The following is a 15,214-nucleotide window of genomic DNA, read 5'->3' on the forward strand; positions in this document are numbered from 1 at the left end:
GAATGGAGGAAAAGCCCCGACTGTTCGGGGCCTGTTCTGTGGACTGCGGTCGTTCGCAGGGGTTCTATTTTTCTTCAGGTGGCGGTTTCACGGGGTTTGGCCCGGGTCACTCGATCCACCAGATAGACCAAGCCGTGGTAGTCGATGCCGCCATGTTGTGTCAGACCGATCTCACAGGTCCGGCTGGTGGAGATCCCTTCGCTGCAATGCTGCACCGCATCCTTGAGGGTTCGCAGCGAATGGCCGTTGAGTTCCGGTGTAGTGAATCCCTTGTCCCCGGCAAACCCACAGCAATGAATGCCTTCCGGGATCACCACGTTATTGCTGCACATGCGTGCAAGGTCGATCAGCGCCTGGCTTTCCCCCAGATGCTGAGTGCTGCACGTCACATGAACGGCAATCGGTGCTTCCTGCGGAGTGAACTCCAACCGGTCGATCAGATGCGTACGGATGAAACGCACAGGGTCATACAGATCAAGGCGAACATTTCCCACATCCTGCACCAGTCGCAAGGTGCAGGGACTGGTGTCGCAATAGATCGGATCGAGTCCGCCACGGCTGGCGTGCAGCAAGGCGCCGATCAGCTCCTGACGCTTGTGCTCGGCCTGTTCTGTATAGCCTTTGGACGCGAACGGCTGGCCGCAGCAGAGGTTGTCCAGATTGTCCGGGAAGACCACCTGATAACCGGCCTTTTCCAGCAGACCCCGGGTTTTGTCGTACAGCGACATTTGCTCCCTGTCGCCCGCCGCCGGTCCCATTACCCGCGACACGCAAGCCGCCAGATACACCACCCGCGGGCGTGCGTCCGAGACTGTCGGACTGAGGCGAATGACCTTTTCCGGCTGCGGCATTGCGTTGGTCCACTGCGGCACCTGACCCTTGGACAAGCGCGTCAGCGTCGCCGAAAGCTTCGCCAGACGCGGCGCTCCCAGAAGCATTCGTGCACCGTTGGCCACGTGCAGGGTGAATCGTGCGCCTTGCAGGGTGGTGGCGAAATTTCCTTCGATCCAGTTGGCAGCTTTCGTATGCGTGGCGTGACGGCTGCGAAGTTTTTTCACCAGCTCGCCGGTATTGATGCCTACAGGACAACGCTGCGCGCACAAACCGGTCGCGGCGCAGGTGTCGATGCCTTGGTACTCGTAGGCTTTTTCCAGTTCGGTGGTGTCGATCCCGGCGCGTTTTCGCGCCTGAATATCGCGCCAGATCACGATGCGCTGTCGTGGGCTCAGGGTCAGGCCTTTCGATGGGCAAACCGGCTCACAGAAACCGCATTCGATGCACTTATCCACAATCTCGTCGGCCGCCGGCAGCGGCTTCAGGTGCTTGAGGTGGATCTGCGGATCTTCGCTGAGCACCACGTCCGGATTGAGAATGCCTTGGGGATCGAGCAAGCGCTTGAGCTGCCACATCAATTGATAAGCGTCGCTGCCCCATTCCAGTTCGACAAACGGCGCCATGTTGCGCCCGGTGCCGTGTTCGGCCTTAAGCGAACCGCCGAACTCCACGGCCACCAGTTGCGCCACGTCGTCCATGAACGCCTGATAGCGTGCGATTTCTTCCGGGCTGTTGAAGCCTTGTGTGAAGACGAAGTGCAGATTGCCTTCCAGCGCGTGTCCGAAAAGGATCGCTTCGTCGTAGTGATGTTTGTCGAACAGCTCGATCAGGCGGTTCACACCGATCGCCAGTTGTTCCACTGGGAACGTGACGTCTTCGATGATCACCGTGGTGCCGGTCTTGCGCACGGCGCCGACGGCGGGGAAGGTGTCCTTGCGAATCGCCCAGAGGCGGGCGTTTTCGACCGGGTCTTCGGTGAAGTCGACCTGTTTTTCCACCAGGAAACCGTTGAGCGACGCCATGATCTGCGCCAGTTGTTCCTGCAGCAACGTGGAAGAGGCGGCGCGGGATTCGATCAGCAGTGCGCAGGCATTGTTCGACAGGTGCTGTACGAAATCCGGCATGCCGGGTTTGTCCTGCACAGAGCGCAGACTGCGGCGGTCGAGCAATTCCACGGCGGAAACGGGCTGACTTTTCAGCACAGTGACGGCGTTGCAGCAGGTCTCGACGTCCGGGAAAACGATCAGCGCCGAGGCCTTGTTCGGGTGGTCGATCACCGTGTCGTAGGTCACGGCGCTGATGAAGCCAAGCGTGCCTTCGGAGCCGACCAGCAAGTGGCTCAAGATATCCACAGGCTCATCGAAATCCACCAGGGCGTTGAGCGACAGGCCGGTGGTATTTTTCAGACGGTATTTGTGGCGGATTCGTGCGGCCAGTTCGGCATTGGCGCGGGTCTCGCGGCCCAATGTTGCCAGGCGCTCCAACAACTCACCGTGGCTTGCGCGAAACGCCGCGACGCTGGCAGCGTCTTCGGTATCCAGGCGCGTGCCGTCGGCCAGCACCAGACGAATCCCGGCCAGCGTGTGATAGGTGTTTTGCGCGGTGCCGCAGCACATGCCGCTGGCGTTGTTGGCGACGATGCCACCAATCTTGCAGGCGTTGATCGAGGCCGGATCCGGACCGATCTTGCGCCCGAATGGCGCGAGCCATGCGTTGGCCTGGGCGCCGATCACGCCCGGTTGCAGACGGATCTGCGCACCCTGGTCGCGGATCTCCCGGGCGTTCCAGTTATCCCCAAGCACGATCAGCACCGAGTCGCTGATCGCCTGGCCCGACAGGCTGGTGCCGGCGGCGCGAAAGGTCACCGGGACCTGATCGCGCTGAGCCAGTTTCAGCAGCGCCACCACTTCATCTTCGGATTCGACGCGGATCACCAGTTGCGGAATCAACCGGTAGAAACTGGCGTCGGTGCCGAAGGCCAAAGTCGACAGCGGATCGTCGAAGCGGCGCTCGGCCGGAATCAGTTGCTGCGCATCGCGCAGGAAAGTCGCCGGTAAGGTCATTGGTCCTCCAGAATCAATACCACCAGATCTTTCGGGCCATGGGCGCCGTAGGCCAGCACTTGTTCGATGTCGGCGGTTTTCGACGGGCCAGACACCAGCAATGCATTGGTCGGCATGCCCTGTGCCCACTCGAATTCCTGCTGTACCTGATAGAAGTTGTCGCGGATCTGGCTGGCCTTGAGCAGGGCGAAATGCACCGGTGGTACCAGGCTCATCAGCCGTGGTTCTTCGCGGGTTGGCCAGAGAATCAGGCTGCCGGTGGCGGCGATGGCGCCGAGGGTGCCGGTCAGGCTGGCCGGAGTGTCGTTGAACAGCTCGGCTTTCCACTCTTCCATCGGTCGGTCGTAGGATTTCAGCGCCGGTAGATCAGGATTGTTCGCCCAGTGCTGTGTGATGCGCTGCCCGTGGGGCGTCGTCGGTGCGATCAACAGGCTCGGGAGCTGGCGGTCGCGCAGCAATTGCGCCAGCAGCGCGGGCCACGCATCAGCGGACGTCAGATGGATTTCGGTATGCACCGCTTCCATCAGTTTGCGCAGTTGCGGGATGCGCTGTTCGGCGCTGTAGGTGTAAGGCTGGGTCACCAGATCGACATCGAAGTTGTCGGCAATCGGTGTGGTGCCGGTCAGACTTTTGCGCAACTTGCCCAGGATGTTTTGCTTGGCGCTCATCAACGGTCTCCTTGTTTGGCCAGGTGTTCGCGAGCCATGTCATGCAGTGAGCGGGCGGCGGGTTTCGGCGCGCTGTGGTTCTGCGTCCACGGACCGACGTTGTCTGGCGTCAGGGCGCGCAGGCGCGTGGCGAAAAACGCAAACAATCGATACAAAGTCGGCGAGCTGTTGAGCTTCGCCCAGGCGTTCCAGATAAAGCGTTCCTTGCGCGAATACTTGCTGCCCTGGCCGCGCATCACTTGGTGCGGTGAGTCCGGAGCCTTGACGTTCTCTTCGCGCAGACGGCGCAGCAGCGCCGGGATCGGAATCTTCACCGGGCACACTTCACCACAGGCGCCGCACAGCGACGAGGCGCTCGGGTGATCCGGGACTTTCGCCAGGCCGACCATGTGCGGGGTGATGATTTTGCCGATCGGGCCAGGGTAAACCTCGCCGTAGGTGTGGCCGCCGACGCGGGTGTAAACCGGGCAATGGTTCATGCAGGCGCCGCAGCGGATGCAGTTCAAGGTCTGGCGCAGTTCGCTGTCGGCGAAAGCCTGGCTGCGACCGTTGTCGAGCAGCACCAGATGCACTTCCTGCGGGCCGTCGAGTTCATGCTCCTTGCGCGGGCCGGAGATCATGTTGACGTAAGTGGTGATCGGAATGCCCAGCGCCGAGCGGGTCAGCAGCGACAGCAGCGGCACCACGTCGCGCAGGTTTTCCACGACTTTTTCGATGCCGGTGACGGCGATGTGCACCGGTGGCACGGTGGTGGTCATGCGGCCGTTGCCTTCGTTTTCCACCAGCAGCAGGGTGCCGGTTTCGGCCACGGCGAAGTTGACACCGGAGACGCCGATGTCCGCTTCGAAGAATTTCTGCCGCAGGACCCTGCGACCGATCTGAATGAGTTGGTCAACGTCCTTGGTGTATTCCACGCCAAGTTTGTCGTGGAACAAGGACGCGACCTGACCGGCATTCTTGTGGATTGCCGGCATGATTATGTGTGAAGGCTTCTCGTGGTCGAGCTGGACGATGTACTCCCCCATGTCGGACTCCAGACATTCAATGTCCCGAGCCTCGAGGAAATGGTTCATCTCCATCTCTTCGCTGACCATCGATTTGCCCTTGATCACTTGCCGCGCCTCGTGAGCGCGGATGATCGAAAGGACGATGCCATTGGCCTCGTCCACCGTTTCCGCCCAGTGCACTGTCACACCGTTGCGGGTCAGGTTCTGTTCCAGTTGCTCGAGCAGGTCGGGCAACTTGGAGAGCGCGCGGGCACGGATTGCATTGCCCAGTTCACGCAAGTGTTCTCTTTCGTGGGCATCGCTGAAAGCCGCTGCCCGCTTGGTCATCAGTGAATCCATCGCAGTGCGGAAGTTGTTCCGTAACTGCGAATCGCCCAGGGCGTTATGTGCCCGGGTGCGGAAATCTTCTTCTACGGCAACCGTAGGAATAATCGTGGAAGTGCTCATCGGGCACCTCCGGTTCGTTGCCAGAGGAAACTCGCCAGGTGTTGCCCGCGCAGCGCTTCCTGCTGTTTTTCCAGCGAGCCGTTGATGTTCATCAAGCAGCCGCAGTCGGCACTGAGTACCTGATGCGCGCCGGATTCCTTCAACGCCCGGGTCTTGTCAGCCACCATCGCGCCGGAAATGTCTGGCATACGGACGCTGAATGTCCCACCGAAGCCACAGCATTCGCTTTCGTGATCGTGGTTGACCCGTTCCACGTTGCTCAACTGCGCCAACAACTCGCGGCCGTGCAGGTGGGTGTTCATTTCCCGTCGCGCCGAACACGAAGTGTGCAGCGCCACTTTGACCGGCTCGCCGCTGTCCTTGAGCTGCACCTTGCAGACGAACAGCAGGAACTCGGCCAGTTCATAGGTGCGGGCTGCGAGGGCCTGAACCTGTTTCAGCGTTTGCGGCTCGTCCTTGAACAAGTCGGCGTAATGTTCACGGATCATCCCGGCGCAGGAGCCCGACGGCACCACCACCGGATAATCCCCGGCAAACAGCGCCAGTTGTGAGCGCGCCACTGTCCGCGCCTGCTCGGTGTAGCCCGAGGTGTAGGCCGGTTGTCCGCAGCAGCTCTGCCCTTGCGGGTAATCGACCCGAATGCCTTCGCGTTCCAGCAAGTGGATCGCGTCCATCCCGGCTTCGGGATAAAACAGGTCAACCACGCAGGTGCCGAACAGGTAGACCCGCGACGGTTTCTCGCTGGGGTATTGCCGGGGTTCGGGCAGGGGCGGTGCGACGCGAGTGGCGTTGGGCACAGCGTTGTAAAAAAGCTCGCTCATCAGGCGTGTCTCCGGGTGGGCCCGGTTATCCGTCTGTTGAGGCTGCCGAATATAGAGCGCGTTGCTTTCAGCAGCCTTACAGACCGGGTTGTGAATTGCTGACGCCGGAATCACGAACCGGCGTCGGTTATTTCCATGCTTCTTGCAGGTATCAGTGAACCAGCATGCCGGTGAACCAGTAGGCCTGGGCCAAGGTGATCAGGCCGACAATCGTGGCAAAGAATAGGCTGTGCTTGAGGGTGAAGCGGAACAGATCCGATTCCTTGCCCACCAGCCCGGTTGCTGCGCAGGCCACGGCGATCGACTGCGGCGAAATCATCTTGCCGGTTACGCCGCCGCTGGTATTGGCCGCCACCAGCAAGGTGTCGTTGACCCCGATCTGGTGCGCGGTGGTCGCTTGCAGCGAACTGAACAGCGCGTTGGACGAGGTATCGGAACCGGTGAGGAACACGCCCAGCCAGCCAAGGAACGGCGAGAAGAACGGGAACGCCGCGCCGGTCGCGGCCAGCACCAAAGCCATGGTCGAAGACATGCCGGAATAGTTGGTCACGAAGGCGAACGCCAGCACCATGCCGATCGACAGAATGGGCCAGCGCAGTTCGTAGAAGGTCTCTTTGAGAGTGGTCAGACCAATTTTGAAATTGATCTTAAGGATGATCATCGAGATCAGCGCGGAGAAGAAAATCGCCGTGCCGGTGGCGGAGATCGGGTCGAGTTTGAACACGGCCGGAATGGCGGTCGGCGTCGCGACGATCGGTGCAGTCTTGATCACCAACTGATCCAGGTGCGGGATCGCGAAGTTGAACACCCAGGCGTACATCGAGCCGCCAGCGGCGAACATGGCCTTGAACGGTTTGAGGGTCCAGATGGTGACCAGCACGGTGAGGATCAGGAACGGCGACCAGGCCTTGAAGATTTCCCCGAGGCTGTAGGGCGAAGCGATGGTGGTGCGTTTCTGGCCGAAACCGCCGGCGCTGGCGGTGATCGCCACGTTCGAGGTCGCACCAGCGATCTGTGCACCTGCGGTGCGTCTTGGTTGCCAGACTTTCAGGAACAGGGTCAGCGCGATCAGGCTGGCCAGGGCCGAGGTGATGTCCGGCAATTCCGGTCCGATGAAGTTCGACGTGAAGTATTGGGTCACGGCGAAGCTCAGGCCGGCAACCAGCGCGGCTGGCCAGGTTTCACGCACCCCGCGCAGGCCGTCCATCATGAACACCAGCCAGAACGGCACGAACAGCGACAGCAGCGGCAGTTGGCGGCCGGTCATGGCGCCGATCTTGAACGCGTCGATACCGGTGACCTGCCCGGCGACGATGATCGGAATCCCCAAGGCACCGAACGCGACCGGCGCGGTATTGGCAATCAGGCACAAGCCTGCGGCATACAGCGGGTTGAAGCCCAGTCCTACGAGCAGCGCGGCGGTAATCGCCACTGGCGCACCGAAACCGGCTGCACCTTCGAGGAAGGCACCGAAGCAGAAGCCGATCAGCAGCACCTGCAAACGCTGGTCATCGGTGATCGACAGCACCGAACTGCGGATGACTTCGAACTGACCGCTCTTGACCGTCAGTTTGTACAGGAACACCGCCGCGACAATGATCCAGGCAATCGGCCACAGACCATAGGCGAAACCATAACCAGCGGCGGCGAACGCCATGTCGACCGGCATCTGGAACGCAAAGATTGCCACAAGGATCGCCAGGGCCAGCGTGATGCTGCCGGCGACATGACCTTTGAGGCGGAACACCGCCAAGGCGAGAAAGAAAAAAACGATGGGGATGACGGCCGCGAGTGCGGACACGCCGAGACTGCCGAGCGGGCTGTAGAGCTGTTGCCAGGTTTGCATATGGGGTGGCCCCTAATTGTTGTTGGTCAGGCACTGTCAGCGTTCTTGGTTAATTGGTAATACCAATTTACAATCGCTGTTGGCTAGGGTAAAAGCCTTGATGTCGGTGTGTCAATTTGTCGCCCTGAAACTTTTGTCGAATGACCGGTGCAGAATCGATCTGATCCGGTCCGGGGCGTTTTATCTGGCAGGTGTCGGCAAGGCGCCGATAGGCCAGAATAGAGAGCCCGGCGAGTGGTCGGGATCGTGGAGAATTGAGTGATGGGGTTTGATCAGATACGTCAGCGCCGTTTGTCTGACGATATTGTCGAGCGGCTCGAGGGGATGATCCTCGAGGGCACGCTGAAGTCTGGCGAGCGCCTGCCGGCCGAGCGCACATTAGCGGAGCAGTTCGGCGTGTCCCGGCCTTCGTTGCGCGAGGCAATCCAGAAACTGGCGGCCAAGGGGTTGTTGGTCAGCAAGCAGGGCGGCGGCAATTACGTGGTGGAAAGCCTGGGCTCGACCTTCAGCGATCCCTTGTTGCAACTGCTGGAAAGTAATCCCGAGGCTCAGCGCGATCTGCTGGAGTTTCGCCACACGCTGGAGGCATCGTGCGCCTATTACGCGGCATTGCGCGCCACTGATGTGGATCGCGAGCGGCTGACCGCAGCGTTCGAAGATCTACAGGATTGCTACTCGCGCCATGACGAAGTGAGTCGGGCCGAGGAGGGCGCGGCGGACGCGAAATTTCACCTGGCTATCGCCGAGGCCAGTCACAACGCCGTGCTGCTGCACACCATTCGCGGGCTGTTCGATCTGCTCAAGCGCAACGTGGTGACCAACATCGGTGGCATGTACAAGCAGCGCACGGAAACCCGCGACATGCTGATCACGCAGCATCGGGAATTGTATCTGGCGATTATCGAGGGGCGTGCGGAGCAGGCGCGAGAGGTTTCCAGTCGACACATTCTGTATGTACAGGAAGTGCTGGAAGAAGTGCGACAGGAAGTACAGCGCGTGGCTCGGGCCGAGCGGCGCAAAGGGATGTAAGCATGACCGTTCCCGTGCCGGGCACGGGAACGGTCATTCAGGCAGAGGAATCAGTCTTCCTTGCCCTTGTTGCGCACCGCACGCTGCAACTCGCGACCGGCGTCGCGTTCGCGCTCGGTATCACGCTTGTCGTATTCCTTCTTGCCCTTGCCCAGAGCGATTTCGCACTTGACCATGTGCTTGCTCCAGTACCAGGACAGGCACACGCAGGCATAACCCTTCTGCTGCACGGCGGCGGCCAGCTTGTCCAGCTCGCGGCGGTTGAGCAGCAGCTTGCGGGTGCGGACCGGGTCGGCGATGACGTGGGTGCTGGCCGTCATCAACGGCGTGATGTGACTGCCGAGCAGCCAGGCTTCGCCATCCTTGAGCAGGACGTAACTGTCGACCAGTTGCAGCTTGCTTGCCCGCAGACTTTTTACTTCCCAGCCGGCCAGGACCAGACCAGCCTCGAACTTGTGCTCGATGAAGTAATCGTGTCGCGCCTTTTTGTTTTGCGCGATGGTCCCTGTTGGGTGTTTCTTCTGTTTAGCCATAGGGGCGGCATTATATGGAGATAAACGGCTGTCGGCTACGGTGATGCTGCGTGCTTGAGCAGGTTGAGTGAATCCCGGACAATGCGGCCTCTTTTTCTAACGCTTGGGCGTGATAAACGATGTCGACAGACAAGGTTTCTGTCCACGGCAGTTGGGCTAGCCGCTGGGTTTTCATATTCGCCGCGACCGGTTCGGCCGTGGGATTGGGCAGCATCTGGAAATTCCCCTACATGGTCGGGGTCTACGGTGGCGGCGCCTTCGTGCTGATGTTTCTGGCGTGTATCGCGCTGATCGGCATCCCGGTAATGCTCGCTGAAACCCTGATCGGCCGGCGTGCCCGTCAGAGTCCGGCGAATGCCCTGAAGGTGCTGGCGCGGGAAGCTGGGCACTCGGGCAAATGGTCGTGGGGCGCGTTCGCCGGGATGATCACGGCGTTACTGATCCTGTCTTTCTATAGCGTGGTCGGCGGCTGGTCGCTGGATTACATCATTGATATGGGGCGCGGGGATTTCCAGGGCGCGACGGCCGATCAGGTCGGGGCGTACTTCGGTAATGTCATCGCCGACCCATGGCGCATCACGCTGTGGCATACGGTTTTCATGCTGTTGTCGGCGGTGGTGATCGCCAAGGGCGTGGTCGCCGGGCTTGAACGCAGCCTGCGGATCATGATGCCGCTGCTGTTCGTGATGGTCCTCGTCCTGCTGGGTTACAGCATGACCACCGGGCATTTCATGGAAGGCGTGCATTTCATGTTCGACTTCCACCCGGAAAAAGTCCTCGACGGCTTGCTGCCGGCCATGGGGCACGCGTTCTTCTCCCTGAGCGTGGGCGTGGGCTCGATCATGATCTACGGCGCTTACATGACGAAGGAAGCCTCGCTGTCCGGCACCGTCGTGGGTGTGGCGCTGCTCGATACCTTTGTATCGCTGGTGGCCGGGCTGGCATTGTTTCCGATTGTGTTCGCCGGTGGTTTGAACCCGAGCGAAGGCCCGGGGCTGATGTTCGTCAGCCTGCCATTTGCTTTCGGTAACGTGCTTTTCGGCCAGTTGATGGGCGTGGTGTTCTTCGTTCTGGTGGCCATTGCTGCCTGGAGCTCGGCGATTTCCCTGCTGGAGCCGATGGTCGCCTATCTGGTCGAGCGAACTAAAATCAGTCGTGCCTGGGTGACGTTCTGGCTGGCGTTCACCTGCTGGTTCGTCGGTCTGGGTACCGTGTTTTCTTTCAATATCTGGAAGGAAGCCAAATTTTTCGTGAACGATGGCGGAGTGTTCCATCTCTACCAATGGGGTGCAGCCGGTGGCCTGGACTTCTTTGGGGTGATCGACTTCTTCACCTCGCGGATCATGTTGCCGCTCGGCGGGCTGTGCTTCGTGCTGTTTGCCGGTTGGGTGATGGGGCGTGAAGCGGTGCGTGACGAATTGTCGATTCGCAGCCCGGCGCTGTTCGCCCTGTCTCTGTTCTTGATGCGCTATGTGGCGCCCATCGGCATTCTTGTAGTGTTTGCCGCCCAGCTCTGGAAGTGACGCTTACATGACGACACATATTCAACGATCGGCGCTGCTGCCTTACCCGGCGCAATTTCTCTACGACCTGGTCAATGACGTGGCGCGTTACCCGGAGTTTTTGCCGTGGTGCTCGTCTGCTGAGGTTCTGGAAAGCTCGCCTGAACATATGCGCGCCAGTGTCGGCGTGGCCAAGGGTGGCCTCAGCCAGCACTTCGTGACGCGCAATACGCTGGTGCCGGGGCAGTCGATCGAGATGAACCTTGAGGAAGGTCCGTTCAATCAGTTGCACGGGGTCTGGGTGTTCAAGGCGCTGAACGAGAAGGCCTGCAAGATCAGCCTCGATCTGTCCTTCGATTATGCCGGCCCGCTGGTGCGCGCCACGCTCGGGCCGCTGTTCAATCAGGCGGCCAACACACTGGTGGATGCATTCTGCCAGCGCGCCAAGCAGATGCATGGTTGAGCCGGTGATCGAAATAGAAGTGGTGTACGCGGCGGTTGATCGTCAGGTGTTGCGTACGATCAGTGTGGTAGACGGTTCGACGGTCCGTGCTGCGCTGTTGGCCAGCGGCATCGATGCCGATTTTCCCGAGCTGGATCTGGCGAGTTGTCCGATCGGGATTTTCGGTAAGGTGATTGCTGATCCGGATGTGCGGGTTGTCCAGGCGGGGGATCGCCTCGAAATCTACCGCCCTCTACTGGCTGATCCGAAAGAGGTGCGTCGATTGCGGGCTGCCAAAGCCGCCGAGGCTAAAGCCAGAAATCAATGATTGCGCCGATCTGCAGGCAATAAAAAACCCGGAATTTCCGGGTTTTTTATTGCGTCGCAAATTATTGCGGCGAGGTGTCCAGCGGTTCTGGTGTAGGAACCGGAACGGTTTGCACACCATCGACGTCCTTCTGGATCTGATCCAGCAAGGAGCCTGGCTTGACCGGTTTTTCCGGTTTTGGCTTCTCGGCGTTTTCGGCAGGAGCGGTCACGCTGGTGTCACTGTCCTTGCCGAGAATGGCTTCGTCACGGCTCACGCCCGGCATGAAGTCACCGGACAGGCTGACAAGGCGGTCGTTAGAGTCGAAAATGACACTCATGCGTTCCTGCTGACGTTCACCGCCACCAGGTTGCAGGCTGTACAGATAATCCCAGCGATTGGCATGGAACGTGTCGACGAGCAGAGGGTTGCCCATGATAAACCGTACTTGCGGCCGGGTCATTCCCGGGCGTAACTGGTCTATCATGTCCTGCGTGACGACATTGCCCTGCTGGATGTCGATTTTGTAAACCCCGGGGAATGAACAACCGGCGAGTGCGAGCAGTCCCACAAAGGTGAAACTGGTTAGCAAGAGCTTGGTGTTTTGCATCGGTGGGCGACTTCCACTATCTTGGCTGGGACAACGTAAACGCCGATCATACCCGCATTAAGAGAAGCTGCGAAGCAGCATCGCGAGAAAGCTGACCATGGTTGAAAATAGCGAACTACGCAAAGCCGGCCTCAAAGTGACCCTGCCACGGGTCAAGATCCTGCAAATGCTCGACTCTACAGAGCAGCGTCACATGAGTGCCGAGGACGTCTACAAGGCGTTGATGGAAGCTGGCGAGGACGTCGGTCTGGCCACGGTTTACCGTGTTCTGACCCAGTTCGAAGCGGCTGGCCTCGTGGTCCGTCACAACTTCGACGGCGGCCACGCGGTATTCGAATTGGCCGACGGTGGCCACCACGACCATATGGTTAACGTGGAGTCGGGCGAAGTCATCGAATTCTTCGACGAAGAAATCGAAAAGCTTCAGAAGGCGATCGTCGAGAAGCACGGTTACGAGATGGTGGATCACAATCTGGTGCTGTACGTACGCAACAAAAAATAAGCATGTCGCGCGAATTTCTGATTCGCGAAACGAACGAAGGCGACCCAAGGGTCGCCTTCGTGCTTTCTGGTGTACTTAAGCCTTTGCGGTAACGACCATCTTTTTCGCGTGCGCCAAAGACTCTTTGGTCAGATCGATACCGCCAAGCATCCGCGCGACTTCTTCTATTCGGTCATTCTTGCTCAGTTTCGAAACGGCGGTGTGAGTCGCCTGCTCGCCTCGCACCTTGTGCACGAACAGATGCTGATGCCCCTGAGCCGCGACTTGCGGCAGGTGCGTGACTGTCAGTACCTGTCCGCGATCCCCGAGACGGCGCAACAACTGGCCGACGATTTCGGCCGTCGGACCGCCAATCCCCACGTCCACTTCATCGAACACCAACGTCGGTACTCGAGAGGTCTGGGCGGTAATCACCTGGATTGCCAGGCTGATCCGTGACAGCTCACCGCCGGACGCCACTTTGGCCAGGGCCTTCAAAGGCTGGCCCGGGTTGGCGCTGACCAGCAGCTCGACTTGTTCCAGGCCATTGGGTTGCAGTTCGCTGCTGTTGTTGTCGCGCAATTCGATGGTGAAGCGACCGCCGGGCATGCCCAGGCGCTGGATCTCCTGCTCCACCGCGCTGGCCAGGCTGCCGGCCGCCTGATGACGCAGCTCGCTCAGTTCCCGGGCCTTTTCCTGATAGTGGCGGGCATAGGATGCGAGTTCTTCGGCGAGGCGCTCGATGGATTCATCATTGGCGTCCAGGGCTTCGATTTCGTCGAGCAGCTTCTGCTGCATCTCCGCAACTTCCGTCGGCTGAATGCGGTGTTTGCGTGCCAGCGTGTAAATGGAATCCAGACGTTCTTCCAGATACTGCAGGCGCGCCGGATCGGCGTCGAAGTTGTCGAGAAAGCGATTGAGCTCGCCGACGGCCTCTTCGACCTGGATCTGCGCACTGGTCAGCAGGCTGCTCGCCTCACCCAGCGCGCCGACCGAGTTGTTCACGCTCGACAGTCGATTGAGGCTGGCCGTCAGGGCATTCAGCACGTTACCGGAATCACTTTCGCTGCATTGTTCGACCACTTGTCGGCAAATGCCGAGCAGGGTTTCGGCGTTGGTCAGGTTTTTGTGTTCCTGCTCCAGTTCTTCCAGCTCGTTTTCCCCGAGGCCGAGGTTTTCCAGTTCTTCGAGCTGGTAGCTGAGCAGTTGATGCCGTGCGCGCTGTTCGTCGCCGGAGTTGGAAAGGCGTTCCAGCTCCTGACGAGTCTGACGCCAGCGCTGGGCGGCCAGGTGAACCTGCCGCGCCAGATCGGTAGCCCCGGCGTATTCGTCGAGCAGACGCCGGTGGGTGTCGGTCTTGAGCAGGGATTGGTGTTCGTGCTGGCTGTGGATATCGATCAGCAGCTCGCCGAGGGCCTTGAGGTCGCCGAGCGGGCAGGGTGTGCCATTTATATAGCCGCGTGAGCGACCTTCGGAAGTGATGACCCGACGCAGGATGCACGGGCCGTCGATTTCCAGGTCGCGCTCGGCCAGCCAGGCGCTGGCTTCGGGAATGTCGGCCAGGTCGAAGGTCGCCAGGATATCGGCCTTGTCGGCACCCGGGCGAACCACGCCGCTGTCGGCGCGGTCGCCAAGGGTCAGGCCCAGCGCGTCGAGCATGATCGACTTGCCGGCACCGGTTTCCCCGGTAATCACGCTCATCCCGCGATCGAGTTCGAGATCGAGATGTTCAACGATGGCGTAGTTGTGTACGGACAGGTGCACCAGCATAAAGGCCGCTCCCAGGCTTTAGGTCTGGTTATTTATACAGTGTTTTGTTTCGGCCTGACAATGCCCTCGCTTAGCTCGATTGGCTTGATCCGATCAAATGCTTATCGCACTTGGGAATGACAATGCAGCACTTTTTTGTAGGGTTAATCATCGGCAGCCCTTGAAGCCTGATTTTGCGGCCCCATATACCGGGGCAGAAGCGCGAATCGAACTCGCGGACGATATTGAAAGGAGAATTCTATGGCTGACGAACAGACAGTAGATACGCAAAATCCAGAAGCCAATCAGGCGCCCGAGAATTTGGGTGATGACCTGGCGACCCGTGTACAAGTGCTCGAAGAGCAGTTGGCCGCCGCGCAGGATCAATCGCTGCGCGTAGCTGCCGATCTGCAGAACGTCCGCCGCCGTGCCGAGCAGGACGTCGAAAAGGCTCACAAGTTTGCACTGGAAAAATTCGCCGGCGACCTGCTGCCGATCGTCGACAGCCTGGAGCGCGGTCTCGAGCTGTCGAGCCCTGATGACGAAAGCATCCGTCCGATGCGCGAAGGCATCGAGCTGACCCTGAAAATGTTTCACGACACCCTCACGCGCTATCAGCTTGTAGCTGTCTGCCCGCAGGAAGGTGAACCGTTCAACGCCGTGGAGCATCAGGCAATGGCCATGCAGGAAAGTGCTGACCTGGAGCCGAACAGCGTTCTGAAGGTGTTCCAGAAGGGCTACCAGCTCAATGGCCGCCTGTTGCGTCCGGCGATGGTCGTGGTCAGCAAGGCGCCGGCGCCCGTTTCGCCTTCGATTGACGAGAAGGCTTGAAATTAGCCGCAAGGCCCCCATTTACAAGTCAAGCGTTTAAGAAT

14 protein-coding genes are annotated in these 15,214 nt (G+C 59.9%); 6 read left to right on the top strand and 8 right to left on the bottom strand.

The window, feature by feature from the left end:
• Positions 1-74 precede the first annotated feature (74 nt).
• From ACSPX5_RS27660 to ACSPX5_RS27680, 5 genes are all read right to left on the bottom strand, one after another.
• Entirely contained in the window at positions 75-2,897 is a 2,823-nt protein-coding gene (locus ACSPX5_RS27660; protein WP_439820654.1) for an FAD-binding and (Fe-S)-binding domain-containing protein, read from the bottom strand.
• Complete coding sequence (locus tag ACSPX5_RS27665; RefSeq protein WP_102687340.1) at positions 2,894-3,565, bottom strand: LutC/YkgG family protein; 672 nt, start codon at positions 3,563-3,565, stop codon at positions 2,894-2,896. Before ACSPX5_RS27665 ends, ACSPX5_RS27660 begins: the two co-directional genes overlap by 4 nt.
• Entirely contained in the window at positions 3,565-5,019 is a 1,455-nt protein-coding gene (locus ACSPX5_RS27670; protein WP_169428792.1) for a LutB/LldF family L-lactate oxidation iron-sulfur protein, read from the bottom strand. Before ACSPX5_RS27670 ends, ACSPX5_RS27665 begins: the two co-directional genes overlap by 1 nt.
• Entirely contained in the window at positions 5,016-5,840 is an 825-nt protein-coding gene (locus ACSPX5_RS27675; RefSeq protein ID WP_439820655.1) for a (Fe-S)-binding protein, read from the bottom strand. The genes ACSPX5_RS27670 and ACSPX5_RS27675 overlap by 4 nt, the downstream gene beginning before the upstream one ends.
• A gap of 151 nt (positions 5,841-5,991) precedes the next feature.
• A complete protein-coding gene (locus ACSPX5_RS27680) occupies positions 5,992-7,686 on the bottom strand; it encodes a lactate permease LctP family transporter (protein ID WP_439820656.1) in 1,695 nt (564 codons plus the stop codon).
• A gap of 261 nt (positions 7,687-7,947) precedes the next feature.
• Here ACSPX5_RS27680 and ACSPX5_RS27685 point away from each other — a divergent pair, with 261 nt between their 5' ends.
• Positions 7,948-8,715, top strand: a complete 768-nt coding sequence (locus ACSPX5_RS27685; RefSeq protein WP_439820657.1) for an FCD domain-containing protein — start codon at positions 7,948-7,950, stop codon at positions 8,713-8,715.
• 50 nt (positions 8,716-8,765) lie between these two features.
• On the opposite strand, the gene smpB is transcribed toward ACSPX5_RS27685, so the two are convergent.
• Positions 8,766-9,248 (bottom strand): SsrA-binding protein SmpB, encoded by a 483-nt coding sequence (gene smpB / locus ACSPX5_RS27690; protein WP_007953781.1) that lies wholly within the window; start codon positions 9,246-9,248, stop codon positions 8,766-8,768.
• A 119-nt stretch (positions 9,249-9,367) separates the two neighbouring features.
• Here smpB and ACSPX5_RS27695 point away from each other — a divergent pair, with 119 nt between their 5' ends.
• The 3 genes from ACSPX5_RS27695 to ACSPX5_RS27705 are packed head-to-tail and all read left to right on the top strand — an operon-like array spanning position 9,368 to position 11,520.
• The gene (locus ACSPX5_RS27695; RefSeq protein ID WP_039769144.1) at positions 9,368-10,771 is read left to right on the top strand and encodes a sodium-dependent transporter; all 1,404 of its coding nucleotides are present in this window, start codon (positions 9,368-9,370) and stop codon (positions 10,769-10,771) included.
• A gap of 7 nt (positions 10,772-10,778) precedes the next feature.
• Positions 10,779-11,213 (top strand): type II toxin-antitoxin system RatA family toxin, encoded by a 435-nt coding sequence (locus tag ACSPX5_RS27700; protein ID WP_003221509.1) that lies wholly within the window; start codon positions 10,779-10,781, stop codon positions 11,211-11,213.
• Positions 11,206-11,520, top strand: a complete 315-nt coding sequence (locus tag ACSPX5_RS27705; protein ID WP_207865162.1) for an RnfH family protein — start codon at positions 11,206-11,208, stop codon at positions 11,518-11,520. Before ACSPX5_RS27700 ends, ACSPX5_RS27705 begins: the two co-directional genes overlap by 8 nt.
• A 61-nt stretch (positions 11,521-11,581) precedes the next feature.
• On the opposite strand, the gene ACSPX5_RS27710 is transcribed toward ACSPX5_RS27705, so the two are convergent.
• Positions 11,582-12,109, bottom strand: a complete 528-nt coding sequence (locus tag ACSPX5_RS27710) for an outer membrane protein assembly factor BamE (RefSeq protein ID WP_169428796.1) — start codon at positions 12,107-12,109, stop codon at positions 11,582-11,584.
• 97 nt (positions 12,110-12,206) lie between these two features.
• Between ACSPX5_RS27710 and fur the strand changes: the two genes are divergently transcribed.
• Entirely contained in the window at positions 12,207-12,611 is a 405-nt protein-coding gene (fur, locus tag ACSPX5_RS27715) for a ferric iron uptake transcriptional regulator (RefSeq protein WP_039769149.1), read from the top strand.
• A 75-nt stretch (positions 12,612-12,686) separates the two neighbouring features.
• Here fur and recN read toward each other — a convergent pair whose 3' ends face one another.
• A complete protein-coding gene (recN, locus tag ACSPX5_RS27720) occupies positions 12,687-14,360 on the bottom strand; it encodes a DNA repair protein RecN (protein WP_207865164.1) in 1,674 nt (557 codons plus the stop codon).
• A 240-nt stretch (positions 14,361-14,600) separates the two neighbouring features.
• Between recN and grpE the strand changes: the two genes are divergently transcribed.
• Positions 14,601-15,170 carry a nucleotide exchange factor GrpE gene (gene grpE / locus ACSPX5_RS27725; RefSeq protein ID WP_439820658.1) on the top strand — a complete coding sequence of 190 codons (570 nt, stop codon included), beginning with the start codon at positions 14,601-14,603 and terminating at the stop codon, positions 15,168-15,170.
• Positions 15,171-15,214 lie beyond the last annotated feature (44 nt).

The organism is Pseudomonas sp. HLG18 (assembly GCF_051903985.1).
GTDB classification, from domain to species: domain Bacteria; phylum Pseudomonadota; class Gammaproteobacteria; order Pseudomonadales; family Pseudomonadaceae; genus Aquipseudomonas; species Aquipseudomonas fluorescens_BT.

Excerpts from the sequence above, each read along its gene's own strand:
- ACSPX5_RS27685 (WP_439820657.1), top strand. The coding sequence starts at position 7,948 with ATGGGGTTTGATCAGATACGTCAGCGCCGTTTGTCTGACGATATTGTC.
- ACSPX5_RS27660 (WP_439820654.1), bottom strand. The coding sequence starts at position 2,897 with ATGACCTTACCGGCGACTTTCCTGCGCGATGCGCAGCAACTGATTCCG.
- smpB (WP_007953781.1), bottom strand. The coding sequence starts at position 9,248 with ATGGCTAAACAGAAGAAACACCCAACAGGGACCATCGCGCAAAACAAA.
- ACSPX5_RS27705 (WP_207865162.1), top strand. The coding sequence starts at position 11,206 with ATGGTTGAGCCGGTGATCGAAATAGAAGTGGTGTACGCGGCGGTTGAT.
- ACSPX5_RS27710 (WP_169428796.1), bottom strand. The coding sequence starts at position 12,109 with ATGCAAAACACCAAGCTCTTGCTAACCAGTTTCACCTTTGTGGGACTG.
- ACSPX5_RS27670 (WP_169428792.1), bottom strand. The coding sequence starts at position 5,019 with ATGAGCACTTCCACGATTATTCCTACGGTTGCCGTAGAAGAAGATTTC.
- ACSPX5_RS27675 (WP_439820655.1), bottom strand. The coding sequence starts at position 5,840 with ATGAGCGAGCTTTTTTACAACGCTGTGCCCAACGCCACTCGCGTCGCA.
- recN (WP_207865164.1), bottom strand. The coding sequence starts at position 14,360 with ATGCTGGTGCACCTGTCCGTACACAACTACGCCATCGTTGAACATCTC.
- fur (WP_039769149.1), top strand. The coding sequence starts at position 12,207 with ATGGTTGAAAATAGCGAACTACGCAAAGCCGGCCTCAAAGTGACCCTG.
- ACSPX5_RS27700 (WP_003221509.1), top strand. The coding sequence starts at position 10,779 with ATGACGACACATATTCAACGATCGGCGCTGCTGCCTTACCCGGCGCAA.
- ACSPX5_RS27665 (WP_102687340.1), bottom strand. The coding sequence starts at position 3,565 with ATGAGCGCCAAGCAAAACATCCTGGGCAAGTTGCGCAAAAGTCTGACC.
- grpE (WP_439820658.1), top strand. The coding sequence starts at position 14,601 with ATGGCTGACGAACAGACAGTAGATACGCAAAATCCAGAAGCCAATCAG.
- ACSPX5_RS27695 (WP_039769144.1), top strand. The coding sequence starts at position 9,368 with ATGTCGACAGACAAGGTTTCTGTCCACGGCAGTTGGGCTAGCCGCTGG.
- ACSPX5_RS27680 (WP_439820656.1), bottom strand. The coding sequence starts at position 7,686 with ATGCAAACCTGGCAACAGCTCTACAGCCCGCTCGGCAGTCTCGGCGTG.